Here is an 18,481-nt window from a genome sequence, read left to right as displayed (position 1 = left end):
CCCTGAGCATTGAATTTTGATTATTGAATATTGGATAAGTAAGTCCCGGCCTCCCCGCCGGGATTTTTCTTTGGACGCGGGACGGGATAATATGCAAAACAGCGCCCTGACCGGGTTCTTTGCGACAGTGGCGGTCGTCTCGAGGCCGCTGACCTGACTCTTTGGTCCGCTGGCGGTCGTCTCGAAGCCGCTGAACTGACTCTTTGTCCAACTGGCGGTCGTCTCGAAACCGCTGCCGGTGCTCCCGGCGTCGCTGCCGGTCGTCTCAGCCTCGCTGGCAATGGTCTCAGCTTCGCTGCCGGTCTTCTTAATGACGCTGGCGGACGTCTTAACGCCGCTGGCGGCCGTCTCGGGAAAGGAGCCTTCTGTCGCGCCGGGAAAGTGCCCCTTGCCGGTTCGCCGGGCCGCTTATTTTTGTGTCATGCGCATCCTCCTGTTCGCCCTGTTGCTCGCACTCGCCGTGCCGGCTATCGCCCAGCAGCCCTCGCTCGTGGGTACGTGGAAATTCCGGTACCTCGTCGACAGCAGCGGCCGTGAGCGCGAAGACCTCCGCAGCGCCGGGAAGATGTTTGCCGACCTGGTATTTGTATTCGCGGAAAATGGCCGCTACCGGGCCTCGCTGACAGGGCGGCCGGAGGACGGCAGCTGGACCTACGCCCCGCCAATCCTGACGATACGCATCGACGGTTCGGGTACCTCGGAGCTGCGCGTACTGGCCCTTACAGACAGCAGCCTGCTGCTCCGGATGGACAGCAAGGGCGGCTACGCCCTGAAGCGCGTGCCCGGCGACAGCAGCCTCGTTCCCACAGCTGCGTACAAGCAGCCCCCCTCCGTAGTGGCGACAAAGGCGGAAGTGGCCAAACGCTGGTACCTGAAACGGCGCGAGGTGCCGGACCGAACCGAGGAGCAGATCCGCATGCTGAGCGAGCTCGTGGCCGGCTCTTACCTCGAGTTCCGCCCCGACGGCGGCTACAAAGGAAAGATCGGCCAGCTCGAAGTGGACGGAACCTGGACCTTCGGCGAGGGCAACCGCAGCATCGTCGTCAGCACGGGCAAAGACCAGCAGTTCTGGACCATCAGCCGCGTAACCGCTTCGGAGCTCGTGCTGGTCCGCGGCAGCAGGCAGGAAGTTTGGAAATTCACCGCAACCCCGTAAATCCCGATCGTTTAAACTAACTGGCTAACCATTCGTCCTACCTGCATGCAACCCCGATTACTGCTTCCCGTCGTCCTTCTCGCCGCGCTCCTGTCCTGTAAAAAGAATACATCCAGCGACCCGGCTCCGGCACCCGCACCGGCGCCGCAACCCGCACCGGCAACGCTTTATTTCCCGCCCACCGGGAGCAGCAGCTGGGAAACCGTGACGCCGGCTTCCCTCGGCTGGAACGGGACGGAGCTCGATGCGCTGGCCCCCTGGCTGCAGCAGCAAAACACGAAGGCGTTCATCATCCTCAAAAACGGGCGGATCGCCTACGAGAAATACTTCGGCAGCTTTACCGCCGACTCCAACTGGTACTGGGCCTCCGCCGGCAAAACGGCGACGGCGCTGCTGACGGGAATAGTAGTGCAGGAAGGCCGCGTGGATATCAGCAACAAGGTGGCGCAATACATCGGTACGGGCTGGACCTCGGAGCCGCTGGCGAAGGAAAACCTGGTCACGGTGCGGCATCTCCTCACGATGACTTCCGGCCTCGACGACGCGGTGCCCGACAACGACTGCACGGCGCCGTCCTGCCTGCAATACAAGGCGGATGCGGGTACGCGCTGGGCCTACCACAACGGCGCGCATACGAAGCTCCACGCGGTGATCGAAGCAGCGACCGGGCAGACGTACAATGCCGCCTTCGCGGCCCGTGTGCGCGACCGCATCGGGATGAATGGCACCTGGCTGACGGGCGGCTACAACGAAGTGTATTACAGCACCGCGCGGAGCGCTGCCCGGTTCGGGCTGCTGCTGTACAACAAGGGCAACTGGAATGGAACCGCGATCGTCAACGAAGCCTGGTGGAACACGCAGGTGGCGACCTCGCAGAATATAAATCTTTCGTACGGCTATCTTACCTGGCTCAATGGCAAGGCTAGTGCGATGATCCCCGGCTCGCAGCAGGTGTTCCCGACCTCGCTGATCCCGCAGGCGCCGGCGGATCTGTTCGCGGCGCTTGGCAAGAACGACCAGAAGATCTACGTGTCGCGCGCGCAGGGACTTGTAGTTATACGGTTGGGCGATGCAGCAGGTGCATCCACGTCGGCTTCCTCCGGCTTTGACAATGAGCTGTGGACGAAGCTTCACGCCGTCATGGGCGGCTGGTGATGCTTTCGCCGGCTTTTGGGCGGGTTCATGCAGTTGCGCCAACGTTTCTTCCGGAATAACGCGCCGCCCGCGGCCCGCAACGTATCTTGACGGGCAATGCAACCCATGAACGAACGTATCCGAAATATGAGCACCGAGCTGCTCTCCCGCGGCTGGTCGACGCTAAGCCGCGTTTCCTACGATTACCGGCGCCGCGATGGCAGCTGGGAGCGGCAGCAGCGCGAGACCTACGACCACGGCAACGGCGCCGCGATTCTATTGTACCACCCCGGCCGCGGTACCGTGCTGCTGACGCGCCAGTTCCGCATCGTTTCCTACCTACATGGTAATGCCGAAGGCAGCATCCTCGAAGTGCCCGCCGGCCTCCTCGACCAGGAGCATCCCGATGAAGGCATCCGCCGTGAAACCGAGGAAGAGACCGGCTACCGGGTAGGGGAAGTGAAGCAACTTTTCTCCGCGTATATGTCGCCGGGATCGCTCACCGAGCTGGTGTATTTCTACGCCGCCGAATACGACGACTCGATGAAGGTGGCGCACGGCGGCGGGCTTGCCCACGAGCAGGAAGAGATCGAAGTGATCGAGCTGCCCTTCCGCGAAGCCCTTTCGATGATCACAACCGGCGCCATCCAGGACGGCAAGACGATCATGCTCCTCCAATGGGCTGCGCTGAACGGCGTGATGAGCGATGAGTAATGAGTAATGAGTAATGAGTAATGAGCAGTGAGCGGTGAGCGGTGAGCAGTGAACGGTGAGCGGTGAGCAGAAAGGGATGCTCAGGTCAATGGCGTTCGTCAGCCAACTACAAACTCCCGCCTACGCTAAAGCTTCGGCGTGCGGAGCCAACTACAAACTATAAACTACAAACTCCCGCCTTCGCTAAGCTTCGGCGGGCAGAGCCAAACTTCAAACTACAAACTTTCCTTATGATGATCCTAGTCGCCGGGCCTTACCGCTCCGGCACCAACGACGACCCTGTAAAGATCCACGCCAACGTACAGGCGATGACCGACTGTGCGCTGCGGCTGTATCGCCGTGGCCACCTGCCCGTGCTGGGCGAATGGTTTGCGCTCCCGCTGATCGAAGCGGCGGGCTCCAAGGCCATCGGGGATGATGCGTTCAATGAACTATTCCACCCCGTTGCCATCCGTCTTATCGGGCATTGCGATGCCGTGCTCCGTATCGGCGGTCCATCGGCCGGCGCCGACGAAATGGTTGCGCAGGGACGGGCGCAGGGGAAATCGATTTTCGTATCGGAGGAGGATATACCGGGGGCGTAGACCATAACCCCGGCCCCTCTCGACCTCAGCCCCGGCCCCTCTCCTAAGGAGAGGGGAGATCGGGCCTATCCCACATTTATTCCCCGGGTTGCACCCGGGGCTACAGACATGCCGCCCCGATGGGCGGTTCGTTGATACAAGGAAAGCCACATGAATCACGATCGCTGCACATGGGCCCGGCGCGGACGATCTGTCCCAACCTTTTTAAACCTCACTGAACCTTTCTAAATCTCCTGCCTTTCAAAACCTTCCAAAACCCTCCAAAACCTTCCAAAACCTTTCTCAAAAACCCTTCCTACCGGAGCCACTTCAAACACACCGGCGCCGGCACGGCGATACTCTTTCCCGTGTCGCTGAGGAGGCCGGTGGCCTTGTCTATTTTGAAGATGTTGATGCGGTCGCTGTCCTGGTTGGCGACGAGGAGGAAGCTGCCGGTTGGGTCGAGGGTGAAGTTGCGGGGCACGGCGCCGCCCGTGGATTGCGTGCCGATGCGCTCCAGGATGCCGGTGGCGGCGTCGATGCGGAAGATGGCGATATGGTTCGTCGGGGCGCGGTTGGAGGCGTACAGGAATTTCCCGTCGGGCGAGAGGTGGATGTCGGCGCTGTGCGGCGGCGCGCTGGCGCCTTCGGGCATAAGGCTGATGTCCTGGAACGGCGTGAGCTTGCCTTTCTCAAAGGTGCAGGCACTGATGGCCCCCCGCAGCTCCTGGATCACGTACACCCACTTGCCGTTGCGGTGAAATTCGAGGTGCCGCGGTCCCGAGCCCGGGGGCAGCTGCGCAACGTGGCCCGTTTCGGAAAGCCGGTGCTTCTTCGGCGAAAACGAATAGGTGATCACCTGGTCGGTGCCGAGGTCGGCGGCCAGCAGGTAGTCTTCGCCGGGGCTCAGCACGGTGCTGTGCACATGCGGCGAAGCCTGCCGCTCGCGGTTGGGCCCGGAGCCGGTGAGCCGGTACACCGTTCCGGCCGGCGCGAGGCCGCCATCGGGTGCAATTGCAAAGAGGGCCAGCGAGCCACCGCTGTAGTTGCCGGCAAATACGTTGCGGCCCTTATGGTCGACGGTTACGTAGCAGGGATCGTCGCCTTCCGACGACACCTCGTTGATAAACTCGAGTTTGCCGCCGCGCACGCGGTAGGAGCGGACGCTGCCGAGACCCTTGCCCTGTTCGCTGACGGCGTACAGGAATTTCCCATCGGCGCTGGGCGCCAGGTAGGACGGATTTACGGCGATCGCCGAGTCGAGGAGCGTGGCCTCGAGGCTGACGGGGTTGAAGCGGTACACGAACAGGCCGGCGGCGCCGGGCGTGCGGGTATAGGTACCGACAAAGAGGGTAAGCGGCGCCTGCGCGGAGGCGGAGGAAGCGGCGGTCAGCAGCAACGCCAGCACACGAAAGATCTTCTGCATGCCGCTAAGCTACAACCTTCAGCAACGCACGAGGTAGGTGTTCTTCTTCCCCTTGTTCACGAGCAGGTATTTGCCGTGCAGCAGGAGGGAGGCATCAACGGGCTGCGCCACGTCGGTCACCTTGTTGCGGTTCAGGCTCACGCCGCCGCCCTGGACCATCTTGCGGGCCTCGCCCTTGCTGGGAAAGATGCCGGTTTCGGCAAGGAAGCTCACCACGTCGACACCCGAGTCGATCTTGCCGCGCTCATACGAAATGGTCACGATGCCTTCAAGGCTTTCGAGGTCCTGCTCGCTGAGGCTTTCGGCGGGCGCGCTGGCGTTGGCGAACAGCTTCTGCGTTGTTTCGAGCGCTTTCTCCAGTTCCTCCCTGCTGTGTACGAATACCGTCAGCTCCTCGGCGAGCCGCTTTTGCAAGACGCGCTTGGCCGGGTCGGCGCGGTGCTCGTCGACCAGGTTGTTGATGGTGGCCTGGTCGAGGAAGGTGAAGATCCTGATCCAGCTTTCGGCATCCGTGTCGGAGGCGTTGAGCCAGAACTGGTAGAACTGGTAAGGCGTTGTTTTGGACGCATCGAGCCACACGTTGCCGCCTTCCGACTTGCCGAACTTGGTGCCGTCGGCCTTCTTGATGAGCGGGCAGGTAAAGGCAAACGCTTCGCCGCCGGCCTTGCGGCGAACGAGCTCGGTACCGGTGGTAATGTTGCCCCACTGGTCGGAGCCGCCGGCCTGCAGCTTGCAATTCTTGTTTTTATAGAGCCAGTAGAAGTCGTAGCCCTGGATCAACTGGTAGGTAAACTCCGTGAAGGAAATCCCCGACTCGCCCTCGAGGCGCTTGCGGACGCTGTCCTTCGCCATCATGTAGTTGACGGAGATATGCTTGCCCACATCGCGGATGAACGTGAGGAATTCAAGCCCCTTGAACCAGTCGTAGTTGTTGACCAGCTCGGCGCTGTTGGCGTCGCTGCCGCTGAAGTCGAGGAAGCGGGAGAGTTGCGCCTTGATGCCGGCGACGTTTTTTTCGAGGGTGGCCTCGTCAAGGAGGTTGCGCTCGGAGCTTTTGCCCGAGGGATCGCCGACCATCCCGGTCGCGCCGCCGACGAGGGCAACGGGCTTGTGACCGGCGCGCTGCATGTGCACCAGCAGCAGGATCGGTACCAGTGAGCCGATGTGCAGCGAGTCGGCCGTCGGGTCGAAGCCCACATAGCCGGCCGTCGGCTCCTTGAGCAGTTGTTCTTCGGTTCCCGGCATAATGTCCTGGATCATACCCCGCCAGCGCAGTTCCTCGATGAGATTCATGCGGCAAAAATAGGGGTTCGGGAGGTTCAGGAGGTTTAGGGGGTAAGGGGGTTCAGCAGGCTGCCGGCGCCAGCCAACTTCAAACTACAGACCCCAAACTACAAACTGTACTGTTAGGCATGCCGTTTGTTTGCTACTACCGAGCTTTTGGGGGAATTCGGCTAGGGGTTTACCTTATTCGGGGCGAAAAAGAGTACATTTGTTTGCTAACTCTGCCTTTGGAAGAACGCCTCCAAAACTATTGAAGACCTGAAAATCGTCCGAATGAATCCCTTCCGTATGCTGCTGTGCGGCGCCCTGCTGTGTTCTGTTTCCGCGGGAGCGCAGTTCCGCAAGTATTCCAATGAATTCCTCAACATCGGTGTCGGTGCGCGGGGCCTCGCCATGGGCAGTGCCCAGGTTGCTTCCGTTTCCGACGGAACCGCCGGCTACTGGAACCCCGCCGGCCTTGCCCACGTGGAGCATACCAACATCAACGCCATGCACGCCGAGTATTTTTCGGGCATCGGCAAGTTTGATTACGCCTCGCTCGCCCTTCCCATGCAGGGCGGCAAGCGGGTGCTCGGCTTCACGGCCCTCCGCTTCGGTGTCGACGACATTCCCAACACGCTTTTCCTGGTGGAGCCCGATGGCAGCATCAACTATAATAACATCCGCTCCTTCTCGTCGGCCGACTATGCCTTCCTCTTTTCGCTGGCGCAGAAGCTCAAAGACCGCGGCAACCGCAAGATGCAGTTTGGCGTCAACGCCAAGGTGATCCACCGCTCCGTTGGGTCCTTTGCCAAGGCCTGGGGCTTCGGCATCGACGCGGGCCTGCAGATGCAGGTCAAAAACTGGCGCTTCGGGATTGCCGGCCGAGACATCACGACCACCTTCAATACCTGGTCGTTCTCGTTCACCGAGCGCGAGAAGGAAGCCCTCTACCTTACCAACAACGACATTCCCGTACGCTCCACCGAAATGACCGCGCCGCGCGTGGTGCTCGGTGTCGGCCGCTACTTCCCGCTGGGCAAAAAAGCGGGCCTGCTGACCGAGGCCAACTTCGACCTCAGCTTCGACGGCCAGCGCAACACCGTAGTATCTTCGAGCAGCATCAACATCGACCCGCGCCTGGGCATCGAGGCCAACCTGAACCAGGTGGTTTTTCTCCGCGCCGGTATCAACAACTTCCAGCGTGCCCTTTCCGACAAGGATACGACCAACCAGCAGCGCGTCTGGATCTACCAGCCCAGCATCGGCGCCGGATTCAAGCTCCAGAACGTGCGCATCGACTACGCCTTTACCAACCTTGCCAACCAGAGCAGTGCCCTGTACACCCACGTTTTTTCGCTGCAGCTGGACCTGGTGAATGATAAGAAACGCAAAACCCGCTAATCCCATATCCTCCAAACTGCATCATTATGAAAAAAGTTCTGCTGGGTTTACTGATGCTCCTGGGCCTGTCGGCCTTCGCGCAGCCGTATTACAACGAGTGGATCGACTATAGCAAGACCTACTACAAGTTCAAGGTAGGTGCTACGGGCCTGTACCGCATTCCGCAGGCAACGCTCCAGGCTGCCGGCCTCGGCGCGGCGCCCGCACAGGGATTCCAGCTGTGGCGCAATGGCCGCGAGGTGCCCCTGTATACGACCGTGACCTCGGGCACGCTCGGTGCTTCCGACTATATCGAATTCTGGGGCGAGATGAACGACGGCGCCCCCGACTCGCTGCTGTACCGCGAGCACGACTACCAGCTGGCCAACCGCTGGAGCCTGCAGACCGATACGGCCGTCTATTTCCTTACCGTCAACAACGGTCCGAACCTGCGCCTCGCCACGACCGCCAACAACGTTACGGGCACCGCCCTCTCGCCGGAGCCTTATTTCCTCTATACGGCCGGCCGGTATTTCAAAGACCAGATCAACAACGGCTACGCGGTGAACGTGGGGGACTACATGTACTCGTCGAGCTACGACCGCGGCGAGGGCTGGACATCGGCGTACATTCCGACCAACGGCTCCAACAGTTCCACCTTCAGCAACCTCTTTCCCTATACCGGCGCAGCTCCGCTGCCGAAATTCGTCATCGCCCTCTCGGGCAGCGCTACCAACCCGCGGAGCTACCGCGTTACCATCAACGGCGACAGCACCATCGGCGGGCCGGTGAACTATTTCAACGAGCTCACCGACAGCACCACGTTCCCAATCAGCCGGCTGGCTACGGGCAATGCTGCTGTTACTGTTTTCAACAATACCACGTACAGCAGCGACCGCCTTGCGATCCACCGCTACGAGATCACCTACCCGCGGCAGTTCAACTTCGGCGGCGCCAGCTCTTTTGAATTCAGCCTGCCCGCGACGGCCACAGGACAATACATCCAAGTGACCAACTTCAGCAACGGAGGCGCCGCCCCCGTTCTTTACGACCTTACCAACGGCCTTCGCCTCGTTGCCAATACCGACGTCAACGGCCAGTTCCGCTTTGTGCTGCCTCCTTCGGCCGACAGCCGCAGGCTGGTGCTCGTGCGCGCCGACGGTACCCAGGTGACACCCGTAACCGCGCTGCAGTCGCGCACCTTCACCGACTATGCGCTCGCGCAAAATGCCGGCGACTACCTGATCATCACCCACCCGTCGATGACGCAGGGCGCCAACGGCAGCAACCCGGTAGAAGAGTACCGCGCCTACCGCGCCTCGAGCGCCGGCGGCAGCTATAACGCCAAGACGTTTTATACCGAAGACCTGATCGACCAGTTTGCCTTCGGTATCAAGATGCACCCGCTCGGCATCGCCAACTTCATCCGCTATGCGCGCAACCGCTTCCCGACAGCGCCGCAGGGCGTCTTCATCATCGGCAAGGGCGTAGTATACAACCAGGCACGCGTGGGCGAGAACAACCCGGTGGTCTACCAGCTCAACCTGGTGCCGACCTGGGGCTACCCCGCTTCCGACAACCTGCTGACGGCAGACGCCGGCTCCAGCCAGCCCAAGACGCCCATCGGCCGCCTGTCGGTGGTCTGGCCCTACGAGGTGGCCAACTACCTCGCCAAGGTGCGGCAGTTCGAAGCGGCGCAGCAGTTCCAGTCGCCGCTGATCGCCGACAAGGCCTGGATGAAGAACGTCGTGCACCTGGCCGGCTCCACGGAGCCCGCGCTGATCAACACGCTGTCGGTGTACCTCGACCAGCTCAAGCAAACGATCTCCGATACACTCTTTGGCGCCAAGGTCACTACCTTTATCAAGAACAGTCCCAACACCATCGAGCAGATCAACAACGGAGAGCTCGACCGACTCTTTGCCGAAGGCCTGTCGCTGATTACCTATTTCGGTCACTCGGCTTCCAGCCACCTCGAATACAACCTCAATAACCCCGATCAGTACAACAACCCGGGCAAGTACCCGCTGTTCGTGGCGCTGGGTTGCAACGTGGGCAACGTGTATAACCTGAATGGAACGCGCCTCAACGCGCTCGAGACGATCTCGGAGCAGTACACGCTTGCGCCCAACCGCGGCTCCATCGGCTTTATCGCCTCGAGCCACTTCGGCATCACCGATTACCTGCAGAACCTTTCGCGGCCCTTCTACGCCAACCTGAGCGCGAAGATGTACGGCGAAACGATCGGCGCCATCATGAACCGATCGGTGGCCGATATGTTCTCGGTGTATACGGAAGGCGACTTCTACGCCCGCGCAACGGCCGAAGAAGCCAACCTCGACGGCGACCCTGTGCTCCGCATCAACCCGCACGCCAAGCCCGATTACGTGATCGAAGACCAGCTGGTGCGCGTGTCTCCGGGCTTTGTATCCGTAGCCGACAACGACTTTCACCTTACCGCGCAGATGATCAACATGGGCCGCGCCATCGACCACCCGGTAGTGGTGGAAGTAACGCGCCAGTATCCCAACGGCAGCACCGCGCTGGTGCTCCGCGATACACTGCCAGGCATCCGCTATATCGACTCCATCGGCCTCGACATCCCCATCGACCCGAACCGCGACAAGGGCCTGAACCGCATCACGGTCACGATCGACCCCGACAACGAGATCGCCGAGAAATTCGAGACCAACAACAGCATCAGCAAGGACGTATTTATTTACGAGGATGAGGCACGCCCGGTGTACCCGTATAACTACGCCATCGTATCGCGCCAGAACATCCGCTTCGTTGCCTCGACGGCCAATCCTTTCGCTGCAACGCGCAACTACCGGATGGAGCTCGATACCACCGAGCTGTTCAACTCGCCGCTGAAGACGACCACGAACCTGACGGGCCCTGGTGGCGTGCTCGAATTCAACCCCGCCATCACCTTCCTCGACAACCAGGTATACTACTGGCGTGTGGCCGAGATCACGGGCACCAGCATTCCCAACTGGACCAAGTCCTCGTTCCTGTACAAAGCGGGCTCCGACACCGGCTTCAACCAGTCGCACTACTACCAGCACCGCTACTCCGATTACGAGCGCATTCACCTCGATTCGGCGTCGCGCCGCTTCCTGTACAACCAGGTGCAGCACGAGCTCTATGTGCGTAATGGCGCGTTCGGCTCGGCCGGCGCCACCACGCAGGAGGGCGATATGGTCGTGAACGTAGATGGTGATTCGTATATCCGCAACGTATGCCAGGTGGGCTTTGCCATCAACGTGTTCAGCGGGCGCACCTTCCACCCGATGTTCAACGCGCTGCCCAACAGCGCCGGCAGTTACGGAAGCAATACCGTTTGCGGCAGCCCCAAGCGGATGTATACCTTCCAGTATAACGACGATACGTCGGGCCGCCGGAAGGCACGCGATTTCATCCGCGGCATTCCCAATGGCGACTTTATCGTGGTACGCTACATCCTCCGCGATGTGAGCCCCAGCGCCAACTACGCCGCTAACTGGGCTTCCGACGCCGCCATCCAGGGCGCCGGCAACACCTTCTACGACGTGCTGAAAAACGCCGGCTTCACGCTCATTGACTCGATGAACCGCAAGCGCGTATTTGCCTTCGTGTTCCAGAAAGGCAACAGCAACTTCATACCCGTTCAAGGCCTTTCAGCAGGTGGCTTCGACGTCATGAGCCTCACTGCGCTGGCGCCGGCAAGCGACTCTACGGGCAGCATCACGAGCCCGCTCTTCGGACCCGCGGCCCGCTGGAAAACGATGCAGTGGAGCGGCAGCAATCTCGAGCCTTCGCGCCCCGATTCGGTATTGGTCAGCGTCCTCGGCGTACGCCTCAACAATACGGTCGATACCCTTATCCGGGATATTCGCCCCGGTCAGAACAGCGTGGACGTATCGGGCATCGATGCCTCGGTATACCCGTACCTGAAGCTTCGGATGGTTACGTCGGATACGGCCAATTACACGCCCCAGCAACTCGATTACTGGCGGATCTATTACTCGCCGCGGGCAGAGGGCGCCGTAGCGCCGAACCTGCTGTTCGAGATGCGCGACACCTTCGATGTGGGTGAGCCGATCAACTTCCGACTTGCCTTCAAGAACGTCAGCGAGGTGGGCTTCGACAGCCTCCGCGTGAAGGCCATCGTCACCGACCGCAACAACGTGGCGACGGTGATCCAGCTCGGACGCTTCAAGCCGCTGCCGGCAGGTGATACGCTGAATGTGCGCTTCCCCATCGACTCGCGTCGCCTCGTGGGACTCAACACCCTGTATGTCGATGTCAACCCCGACAACGACCAGCCGGAGCTCTATCACTTCAACAACTTTATCTACAAGAATTTCTACGTCCGCGGTGATACACTCAACCCGCTGCTCGACGTGACCTTCGACAACCGCCATATCCTCAACGGCGATATCGTATCGGCGCGGCCTTCGATCGACATCCGCTTGAAGGACGAAGCCAAGTGGCGCCTTCTCGACGACACGTCGCTGGTGTCGCTGCAGGTGATCGATCCCGACGGCGTCAGCCACAGCTATGGTTTCGACAACGACACGCTCCGCTTCGAGCCGGCTACCAGCGGATCGAACAACCAGGCAACGGTGCGCTTCCATCCCAACTTCCTCCTCGACGGCGATTACCAGCTGGTCGTATCGGGTAAGGACAAGAGCGGCAACGGCGCCGGGCGCATGGAGTACAAGATCGGCTTCCAGGTGATCAACAAGCCGATGATCTCCAACATGCTCAACTATCCCAATCCCTTTACAACGTCGACCGCCTTCGTGTTTACCATCACGGGCTCGGAGGTGCCGCAGAATATCCGGATCCAGATCCTGACCATCACCGGTAAAGTGGTGCGCGAGATCACGAAGGAAGAACTGGGCCCGCTGCATATCGGCACCAACATCACCGAGTTCAAGTGGGACGGCACCGATCAGTACGGCGGCAAGCTGGCCAACGGCGTTTACCTGTACCGCGTGATCACGAACCTCAACGGGCAATCGCTCGAGAAGTTCACCAACAAGGCGCAGGGCGAAAAGACCGACAAGTACTTCAACAAGGGCTACGGCAAGATGTACCTGATGCGTTGATCAGCCCCGATACTTTTCGAAAGCAGCAGTCCTCCCGGGCTGCTGCTTTTTTCTTTCCGCGAGTCCCGATTAATCGGCACTTTTGCGCCGGTACTATGCTGAAAAGCCTTTTCCTGCGCGGCGTGCGCGCCGCCGGCCTCATGCCCCTCGTTGACCGGATCTGGTTCGGCGTCAATCGCCTGCGTTTCCGCGGGCGCAACCGCCGCTTCCGGGCCGCGCACCCCGGGCTCGCGTTGCCGCCCGATTACATGCTGTATGAGTCGTACCGGATGGACCAGGAGCTTTACTACCACGATGGCCGTGCTACCGCCCAATGGGTGCTGGAGCAATTGTCGGCGTACGCGCCGCTCGAAAGCGCCCACATCCTGGACTGGGGTTGCGGACCCGCGCGGGTGCTGCGCCACCTGCCGGCGCTGCTGCCGTCGGCCGCCTTTGCCGGGTCCGACTACAATGCCTCCACCATCGCCTGGTGCCGCACGCACCTGTCGGGTATCGACTTCCGCCGCAACGGCGTGCTGCCGCCACTCGACTTCGCCGACGCATCCTTCGACGCCGCCTACGCGCTGTCCGTGCTGACGCATCTCTCCGAGGAAAACCATGCACGCTGGCTCCGCGAGTTGCAACGCGTGCTTCGCCCCGGCGGCCTGCTGCTGCTGACGACCCATGGCCACGCCTTCCGGGGCAAGCTCACGGCCCCCGAGCGGGCCCGCTTCGACAGCGGCGCAGCCGTGGTTCATGCGGTTGAAAAAGAAGGCCACCGTTCCTACAGCGCTTACCAACCCGAGGCCTTCATGCAAACTCTTTTTTCCGGTGACTGGCAGGTGCTGAACTTTGCGGCCGGAAAAGTCCACGACTGGGGTCCGGAGCAGGACACCTGGATCGTACGCAAATCTTAAGCGTGGCGCAGCGCCGCAGGGCGCCTTCCACCACGCAATAAACCGTAAATACTTCTTTCTCTCATGGCGAAGATCAGCATCAATCTCACTACCGGTACCCTGCAGCAGGAGGAAATAATCGTGGGCATCGACCTGGGCACCACCAACAGCCTGATTGCCATCATTCACCCGGAAACCGGTAAGCCCACCGTTCTCCGCGAATTCGATAACTCGCGGCTCGTGCCCTCGATCGTTCATTTCGGACCGGGTGGAACGATATCGGTGGGTGAAGAAGCGCGCGGCCACCTCGTGACCGAGCCGCACAACACCATCTTTTCTGTAAAGCGCCTGATGGGCAAATCCTATAAGGATGTCGCCACGGCCGCTCAATACGTTACGTATAACGTCATCGACGATGGCAGCGATAACCTGGTGAAAGTAGAAGTCAACGGGAAGTTCTATACGCCGATCGAGCTGTCTTCGTATATCCTGAAAGCGCTGAAGGAACGCGCCGAGCACATCCTGAAAACACCGGTCAATAAGGCCGTGATCACCGTGCCGGCTTATTTCAACGACGCCCAGCGCCAGGCAACACGCGATGCGGGCCGCCTCGCCGGTCTCGACGTGCTGCGGATCGTCAACGAGCCCACGGCGGCCTCGCTCGCCTATGGCATCGGCATCGACCGCAACGAGGAAAAAACGGTAGCCGTGTACGATCTCGGTGGCGGCACCTTCGATATTTCTATCCTGCGCATTTCAGGTGGCGTATTTGAAGTGCTTTCCACCAATGGCGATACCTACCTCGGCGGCGACGACTTCGACCGCGCGATCCTGCAGCATTGGATGGGAGAGGCCGGCATCAGCGACGCACAGCTTGAAAAGGACAAATCGCTTGCGCAGGAGCTGCGCCTGCTGGCCGAAGAAGCCAAGAAGGCATTGGGCAGCGAGGACAGCTTCACCCGCAGCATAGCCGGGCATACTCTGACGCTGAGCCGCGCCCGCTTTGAGAGCCTTGTTCAGCCGCTTGTTGACCGTACCATCGCTTCCTGCCGCCAGGCACTTGCCGACGCGGAACTGACGGTGGGCGATATCCAGGAAGTAGTGCTCGTAGGCGGTTCCACGCGCGTGCCGCTGGTGAAGAACAGTGTCGCTTCCTTTTTCGGGCGTGCCGTACACGACGAAGTGGATCCCGACGAAGTGGTGGCCCTCGGCGCCGCGATCCAGGCCGATATCCTTGCCGGTAAAAACAAGGATGTGCTCCTGCTCGATGTAACGCCGCTGTCGCTCGGCATCGAAACGATGGGAGGTCTGATGGACGTGCTGATTCCGCGTAACGCAAAAATCCCCACGAAGGCCGGCCGCCAGTACACGACACAGAAAGACGGGCAGAGCGGGATGCGCATCTCCGTATACCAGGGCGAGCGCGACCTCGTGCAGGACAACCGCAAGCTCGCCGAGTTCAACCTGACCGGCATTCCATCGATGCCGGCGGGGTTGCCGAAAGTGGAGGTGTCCTTCCTGATCAACGCCGACGGCATCCTGCTCGTGAAAGCACGCGAGCTGCGCAGCGGCGTGGAGCAATCGGTGGAAGTGCGCCCGCAGTACGGCCTTACCGACAGCGAGGTGGAGTCGATGCTGCTCGATTCGCTGCAGAATGCGCGTGCCGACATGGAAACACGCGCGCTGGTGGAGGCCCAGACCGAAGCCCGCCTGCTGCTCGAAACCACGGAAAACTTTTTACGGAAAAATGAAGGCTTTGTAACGGCGGAGGAACTGGCTGCGACACGCAGCGCCATGCAGGAACTCGAAACCCGTATCGCCGGCACCGACAAGGATGCGATCCAGGGCGGCATCGAGGCCCTCAATAACATTTCGCGGCCCTATGCCGAGCGCCTGATGGACAACGCCATCGGTGAGGCGATGAAAGGGAAGAAGATCTGAGGTTGCGTCCAAAACCGGTAACTTCATCGGGCACCATGCCGACCTCCAATTCCCACGAACGCGATTTCGATGGCTTCTACGGGCTGCGCTACCTCAGTATCCTTGTGATCCTGCTGGCGCACCTGTTCATGACGGACTGCGATTTCGGCCAATGCCACGCCGGCTATGGCTACCTGCAGGCGCTCGGCAACGTGGCGCTGCAGTTTTTCTTCGTGGCAAGCAGCTTCCTCATCACCTTCCTGCTGCTCGCCGAGGAGCGCAAGCTCGGGCGGCTCAGCCTGCGCAACTTCTTTCTCCGCCGTATTCTGCGGATCTGGCCGGCCTACTTCCTCCTTCTGCTGATCGTCTGGGGCTTCGTCAACCGCACGGCCTTCTTCAACATCCCGCATGTCAGCGACGCCTTTTTTGCCGCAGACCCGGCCCGCTGCTACGCGCTTTACTTTTCCTTTCTGCCGCACATCGTTCCCTTCTACCACGCGATGGTGCCTTACCTGCACCACACCTACACGATCGGGATTGAAGAGCAATTCTACTTCCTCTGGGGCCTGCTCTTCCTGCTCGTGCGTCGCCGGCGGGCCGGGGTCTTCCTGGCCATCGCCATCGGCATGCCGCTGCTCGGGCTTCTGCACGATTGGGCTTATGCCCGCAACCCGGCGCTCCAGTACTCGGGCACCGCGTTCGCCTATGCACTGAAAGCGATCACCTACCTGCAATACAGCCGCTTCTCGACTTTCGCGATCGGGTCCTTTTTGGGATACTCGTATTTCTGCGGGAGACGCTGGCTCGGCATCTTCAAGCGTACCGATGTGCAGCTGTTGCTTTATGCGCTGCTGCTTGCCGTCGTGGCAACGCAGGTTGTGCTGCCCGTTGTGCACCTGGAGCTACTGGCGCTACTTGCCGGCGGGCTTATGCTCGTCGCCTCTTTCCCGGCAAGAAGCCTTGTCCGGTACCATAGCCGCTGGCTTGTGTACCTGGGTAACCGGTCGTACGGGATTTACCTCTTTCACATTATTGCGCTGCTTCTGGCAGTCCGCACGGTGGCGCTGTTGCCGCTCAGCGGATCGATTCGCTTCGGCGTACTGCTGCTGCTGGCGGCAGGCTATGCTACCGGCCTTGGCTGGCTGTCGTATCGCTGGGTGGAAACACCTTTCTTGCGATTAAAAGACCGCTTCAAGCGGATCAACCCGCAACAGGCCGTTGCCGAAGCTTCCGGAAGCACTCCGTCGCCGCAAACGCAGCAAACGCAAACACCGGAACGAGAACCGGCATCGTAAAGCGGGCATGCCAGTCGTCGCACTGGAAGGTAACGGCAAGCGGGTAGAGGATCAGCAGGGCCACGAGGTAGTTATAGGCCCGTTTCCAGCGCTTGATGGCCAGGGCGATCCCAACGAAAAAGAACGCATAGACCGGTATGAGAAAAGCCGCCAGCGCCACGTTGTGCGCGCGCGAATACCAGGGCCGGGTCATGCTGAAAAACGACCAGAGGCGCAGCGCCATAAGACGGGCAAAATGGCCGGGGTTATGAACGATATAATAGCCGATGTCGCGCAGGCCGTTGTCGTAGTAGTGCAGGTCGAGCGCGGCGCCCTGGGGCTTCTGCGGCACAAAGCAAACGACGTGCTCCTCTACAAACGGCTTCATCGCATCCATGTCTTCGCCGCCGTGAAAGATCCGGTTGATTACCAGCAGCATCACGAGCCCGAAGGCCAGTGAAAAACCCCAGGCGATAAACCGGTCGGCGCGGCTCCGGTAGCGGGCGGCGAGCAGGTACACGAATACCGGCGGGATGAACAGCACCCCGAAAGGCCGCGTAAAAAGCAGCGCAGCCAGCAGCCCGAAAACAGGGAGCACCTGGCGGGCGCGGAGCACGTCGAGCCGCGCGATGCAGTAGTACAGGAGCATCGCCCCGCTGAAAAAAAGCGACTCGGAATAGAGGTAAAAGTCCCAGGAGAAATAGGGGAGGAACACGCACAGCAGGATACCACCAACCAGCGCGGCGGCGCGGGAGAAGATCCGCTCTGTGGCGCGGTAGAAGGCCAGCAGCGAAGCGAGCGACAGCGCGGTTTGCACGCCGACAACAAAGGAGTAGCCCAGGCCGAACTTCTGCGCAAAGGCGATCAGGTAAATGATCGGCAGGTAGTAATAATATTTGGGAGAGCCGGGGAAACTGCCCTTGAGCAGCAGGTCAGCCTGGCGTACATATTTCTCCGCCTCAAGCGTCGACACGATACCCGACGACCGGTAGAGCAGCACGTGCGCTGCCACGAAGAGCAGGAGGAGCAGGAGGCCGTCGCGGCGGCGCCCGCTCATCGGCCCGACGTTTTCAGGGACGCGCGGCGCTGCAGGTATTTGCCGAGCAGGTCAAACTCCAGGTTGACAAGCGAGCCTTCGTTGAGCGCGTGGAGGTTGGTATGCGAGAAGGTGTAGGGAATGACGGCCACCGTAAAATGCTTTTTGCGGACGTCAAATATGGTAAGGCTGACGCCGTTGAGCGCAATGGAGCCTTTTTCGATCACCAGCGGCGCAAATTTCTTCGGAAACCAGAAGCGCATTTCCCAGGAGCCTTCGCGGTCGTCGATCTGCTCGCAGATGCCGGTGCTGTCTACATGGCCCTGCACGAAGTGCCCGTCGAGGCGGCTGGAGGGGAGGAGCGAGCGCTCGAGGTTCACCAGGGTGCCCGGGCCCCACTCGTGGAGGTTGGTCTTTTCAAGGGTTTCTTCCACGGCCGTTACGCGGTAGTGCTCGTTGTGCACCTCTTCCACGGTCAGGCAAACACCGTTGTGGGCCAGGCTCTGGTCTACCTTCAGCTCACCGGCGAGCGGCGATTGGAGCCAGAAAGTCTTGTTCGCGCCCTGCTGGGCCACGTCGCGGACGGTGCCAAAAGCTTCGATGATCCCTGTAAACATGCCGCAAACTTCGTCTTTTTGCAA

Annotated in this window: 13 protein-coding genes; 9 read left to right on the top strand and 4 right to left on the bottom strand. The window is 60.7% G+C overall.

Features of this window, described 5'->3' with window-relative positions; translation table 11 throughout:
* Positions 1 to 421 precede the first annotated feature (421 nt).
* The 4 genes from ACYU7Z_RS07205 to ACYU7Z_RS07190 all read left to right on the top strand — a co-directional run bounded on the left by ACYU7Z_RS07205 (position 422) and on the right by ACYU7Z_RS07190 (position 3,588).
* Positions 422 to 1,156, top strand: coding sequence for a hypothetical protein (locus tag ACYU7Z_RS07205; RefSeq protein ID WP_460568846.1), 735 nt, complete (start codon positions 422 to 424; stop codon positions 1,154 to 1,156).
* A 45-nt stretch (positions 1,157 to 1,201) separates the two neighbouring features.
* Positions 1,202 to 2,311, top strand: a complete 1,110-nt coding sequence (locus ACYU7Z_RS07200) for a serine hydrolase domain-containing protein (RefSeq protein ID WP_460568844.1) — start codon at positions 1,202 to 1,204, stop codon at positions 2,309 to 2,311.
* Between the two features lie 105 nt (positions 2,312 to 2,416).
* A complete protein-coding gene (locus ACYU7Z_RS07195) occupies positions 2,417 to 3,004 on the top strand; it encodes an NUDIX domain-containing protein (protein ID WP_460568842.1) in 588 nt (195 codons plus the stop codon).
* Positions 3,005 to 3,234: 230 nt separating this feature from the next.
* Positions 3,235 to 3,588 carry a hypothetical protein gene (locus tag ACYU7Z_RS07190; protein WP_460568840.1) on the top strand — a complete coding sequence of 118 codons (354 nt, stop codon included), beginning with the start codon at positions 3,235 to 3,237 and terminating at the stop codon, positions 3,586 to 3,588.
* A gap of 295 nt (positions 3,589 to 3,883) precedes the next feature.
* Here the strand turns inward: ACYU7Z_RS07190 and ACYU7Z_RS07185 are convergent, their stop codons facing one another.
* Both ACYU7Z_RS07185 and tyrS read right to left on the bottom strand, forming a co-directional pair.
* Positions 3,884 to 4,993, bottom strand: coding sequence for a lactonase family protein (locus tag ACYU7Z_RS07185; protein ID WP_460568838.1), 1,110 nt, complete (start codon positions 4,991 to 4,993; stop codon positions 3,884 to 3,886).
* Between the two features lie 18 nt (positions 4,994 to 5,011).
* Complete coding sequence (gene tyrS, locus ACYU7Z_RS07180; protein WP_460568836.1) at positions 5,012 to 6,286, bottom strand: tyrosine--tRNA ligase; 1,275 nt, start codon at positions 6,284 to 6,286, stop codon at positions 5,012 to 5,014.
* Between the two features lie 264 nt (positions 6,287 to 6,550).
* Between tyrS and ACYU7Z_RS07175 the strand changes: the two genes are divergently transcribed.
* The 5 genes from ACYU7Z_RS07175 to ACYU7Z_RS07155 all read left to right on the top strand — a co-directional run bounded on the left by ACYU7Z_RS07175 (position 6,551) and on the right by ACYU7Z_RS07155 (position 16,825).
* Positions 6,551 to 7,660 carry a PorV/PorQ family protein gene (locus ACYU7Z_RS07175; protein ID WP_460568834.1) on the top strand — a complete coding sequence of 370 codons (1,110 nt, stop codon included), beginning with the start codon at positions 6,551 to 6,553 and terminating at the stop codon, positions 7,658 to 7,660.
* 26 nt (positions 7,661 to 7,686) lie between these two features.
* Entirely contained in the window at positions 7,687 to 12,735 is a 5,049-nt protein-coding gene (gene porU2 / locus ACYU7Z_RS07170; RefSeq protein ID WP_460568832.1) for a putative type IX secretion system sortase PorU2, read from the top strand.
* 95 nt (positions 12,736 to 12,830) lie between these two features.
* Positions 12,831 to 13,631, top strand: a complete 801-nt coding sequence (locus tag ACYU7Z_RS07165; protein WP_460568830.1) for a methyltransferase domain-containing protein — start codon at positions 12,831 to 12,833, stop codon at positions 13,629 to 13,631.
* 63 nt (positions 13,632 to 13,694) lie between these two features.
* Entirely contained in the window at positions 13,695 to 15,551 is a 1,857-nt protein-coding gene (hscA, locus tag ACYU7Z_RS07160) for a Fe-S protein assembly chaperone HscA (protein ID WP_460568828.1), read from the top strand.
* Positions 15,552 to 15,586: 35 nt separating this feature from the next.
* Positions 15,587 to 16,825 carry an acyltransferase family protein gene (locus ACYU7Z_RS07155; RefSeq protein ID WP_460568826.1) on the top strand — a complete coding sequence of 413 codons (1,239 nt, stop codon included), beginning with the start codon at positions 15,587 to 15,589 and terminating at the stop codon, positions 16,823 to 16,825.
* On the opposite strand, the gene ACYU7Z_RS07150 is transcribed toward ACYU7Z_RS07155, so the two are convergent.
* Both ACYU7Z_RS07150 and ACYU7Z_RS07145 read right to left on the bottom strand, forming a co-directional pair.
* On the bottom strand, positions 16,731 to 17,861 hold the full coding sequence (locus ACYU7Z_RS07150) for a glycosyltransferase family protein (protein WP_460568824.1): 1,131 nt from the start codon (positions 17,859 to 17,861) through the stop codon (positions 16,731 to 16,733). The two genes, ACYU7Z_RS07155 and ACYU7Z_RS07150, sit on opposite strands and share 95 nt — an antisense overlap.
* Positions 17,858 to 18,457, bottom strand: a complete 600-nt coding sequence (locus ACYU7Z_RS07145; protein WP_460568822.1) for a riboflavin synthase — start codon at positions 18,455 to 18,457, stop codon at positions 17,858 to 17,860. The genes ACYU7Z_RS07150 and ACYU7Z_RS07145 overlap by 4 nt, the downstream gene beginning before the upstream one ends.
* Positions 18,458 to 18,481: the final 24 nt, after the last annotated feature.

This window comes from Flaviaestuariibacter terrae, assembly GCF_054777635.1.
This window is presented reverse-complemented; position numbering and strand designations above follow the sequence as displayed.

What these genes read in the sequence shown, in the direction of transcription:
- ACYU7Z_RS07205 (WP_460568846.1), top strand. Translation starts at nt 422, where the DNA reads ATGCGCATCCTCCTGTTCGCCCTGTTGCTCGCACTCGCCGTGCCGGCT.
- ACYU7Z_RS07200 (WP_460568844.1), top strand. Translation starts at nt 1,202, where the DNA reads ATGCAACCCCGATTACTGCTTCCCGTCGTCCTTCTCGCCGCGCTCCTG.
- ACYU7Z_RS07195 (WP_460568842.1), top strand. Translation starts at nt 2,417, where the DNA reads ATGAACGAACGTATCCGAAATATGAGCACCGAGCTGCTCTCCCGCGGC.
- ACYU7Z_RS07190 (WP_460568840.1), top strand. Translation starts at nt 3,235, where the DNA reads ATGATGATCCTAGTCGCCGGGCCTTACCGCTCCGGCACCAACGACGAC.
- ACYU7Z_RS07185 (WP_460568838.1), bottom strand. Translation starts at nt 4,993, where the DNA reads ATGCAGAAGATCTTTCGTGTGCTGGCGTTGCTGCTGACCGCCGCTTCC.
- tyrS (WP_460568836.1), bottom strand. Translation starts at nt 6,286, where the DNA reads ATGAATCTCATCGAGGAACTGCGCTGGCGGGGTATGATCCAGGACATT.
- ACYU7Z_RS07175 (WP_460568834.1), top strand. Translation starts at nt 6,551, where the DNA reads ATGAATCCCTTCCGTATGCTGCTGTGCGGCGCCCTGCTGTGTTCTGTT.
- porU2 (WP_460568832.1), top strand. Translation starts at nt 7,687, where the DNA reads ATGAAAAAAGTTCTGCTGGGTTTACTGATGCTCCTGGGCCTGTCGGCC.
- ACYU7Z_RS07165 (WP_460568830.1), top strand. Translation starts at nt 12,831, where the DNA reads ATGCTGAAAAGCCTTTTCCTGCGCGGCGTGCGCGCCGCCGGCCTCATG.
- hscA (WP_460568828.1), top strand. Translation starts at nt 13,695, where the DNA reads ATGGCGAAGATCAGCATCAATCTCACTACCGGTACCCTGCAGCAGGAG.
- ACYU7Z_RS07155 (WP_460568826.1), top strand. Translation starts at nt 15,587, where the DNA reads ATGCCGACCTCCAATTCCCACGAACGCGATTTCGATGGCTTCTACGGG.
- ACYU7Z_RS07150 (WP_460568824.1), bottom strand. Translation starts at nt 17,861, where the DNA reads ATGAGCGGGCGCCGCCGCGACGGCCTCCTGCTCCTCCTGCTCTTCGTG.
- ACYU7Z_RS07145 (WP_460568822.1), bottom strand. Translation starts at nt 18,457, where the DNA reads ATGTTTACAGGGATCATCGAAGCTTTTGGCACCGTCCGCGACGTGGCC.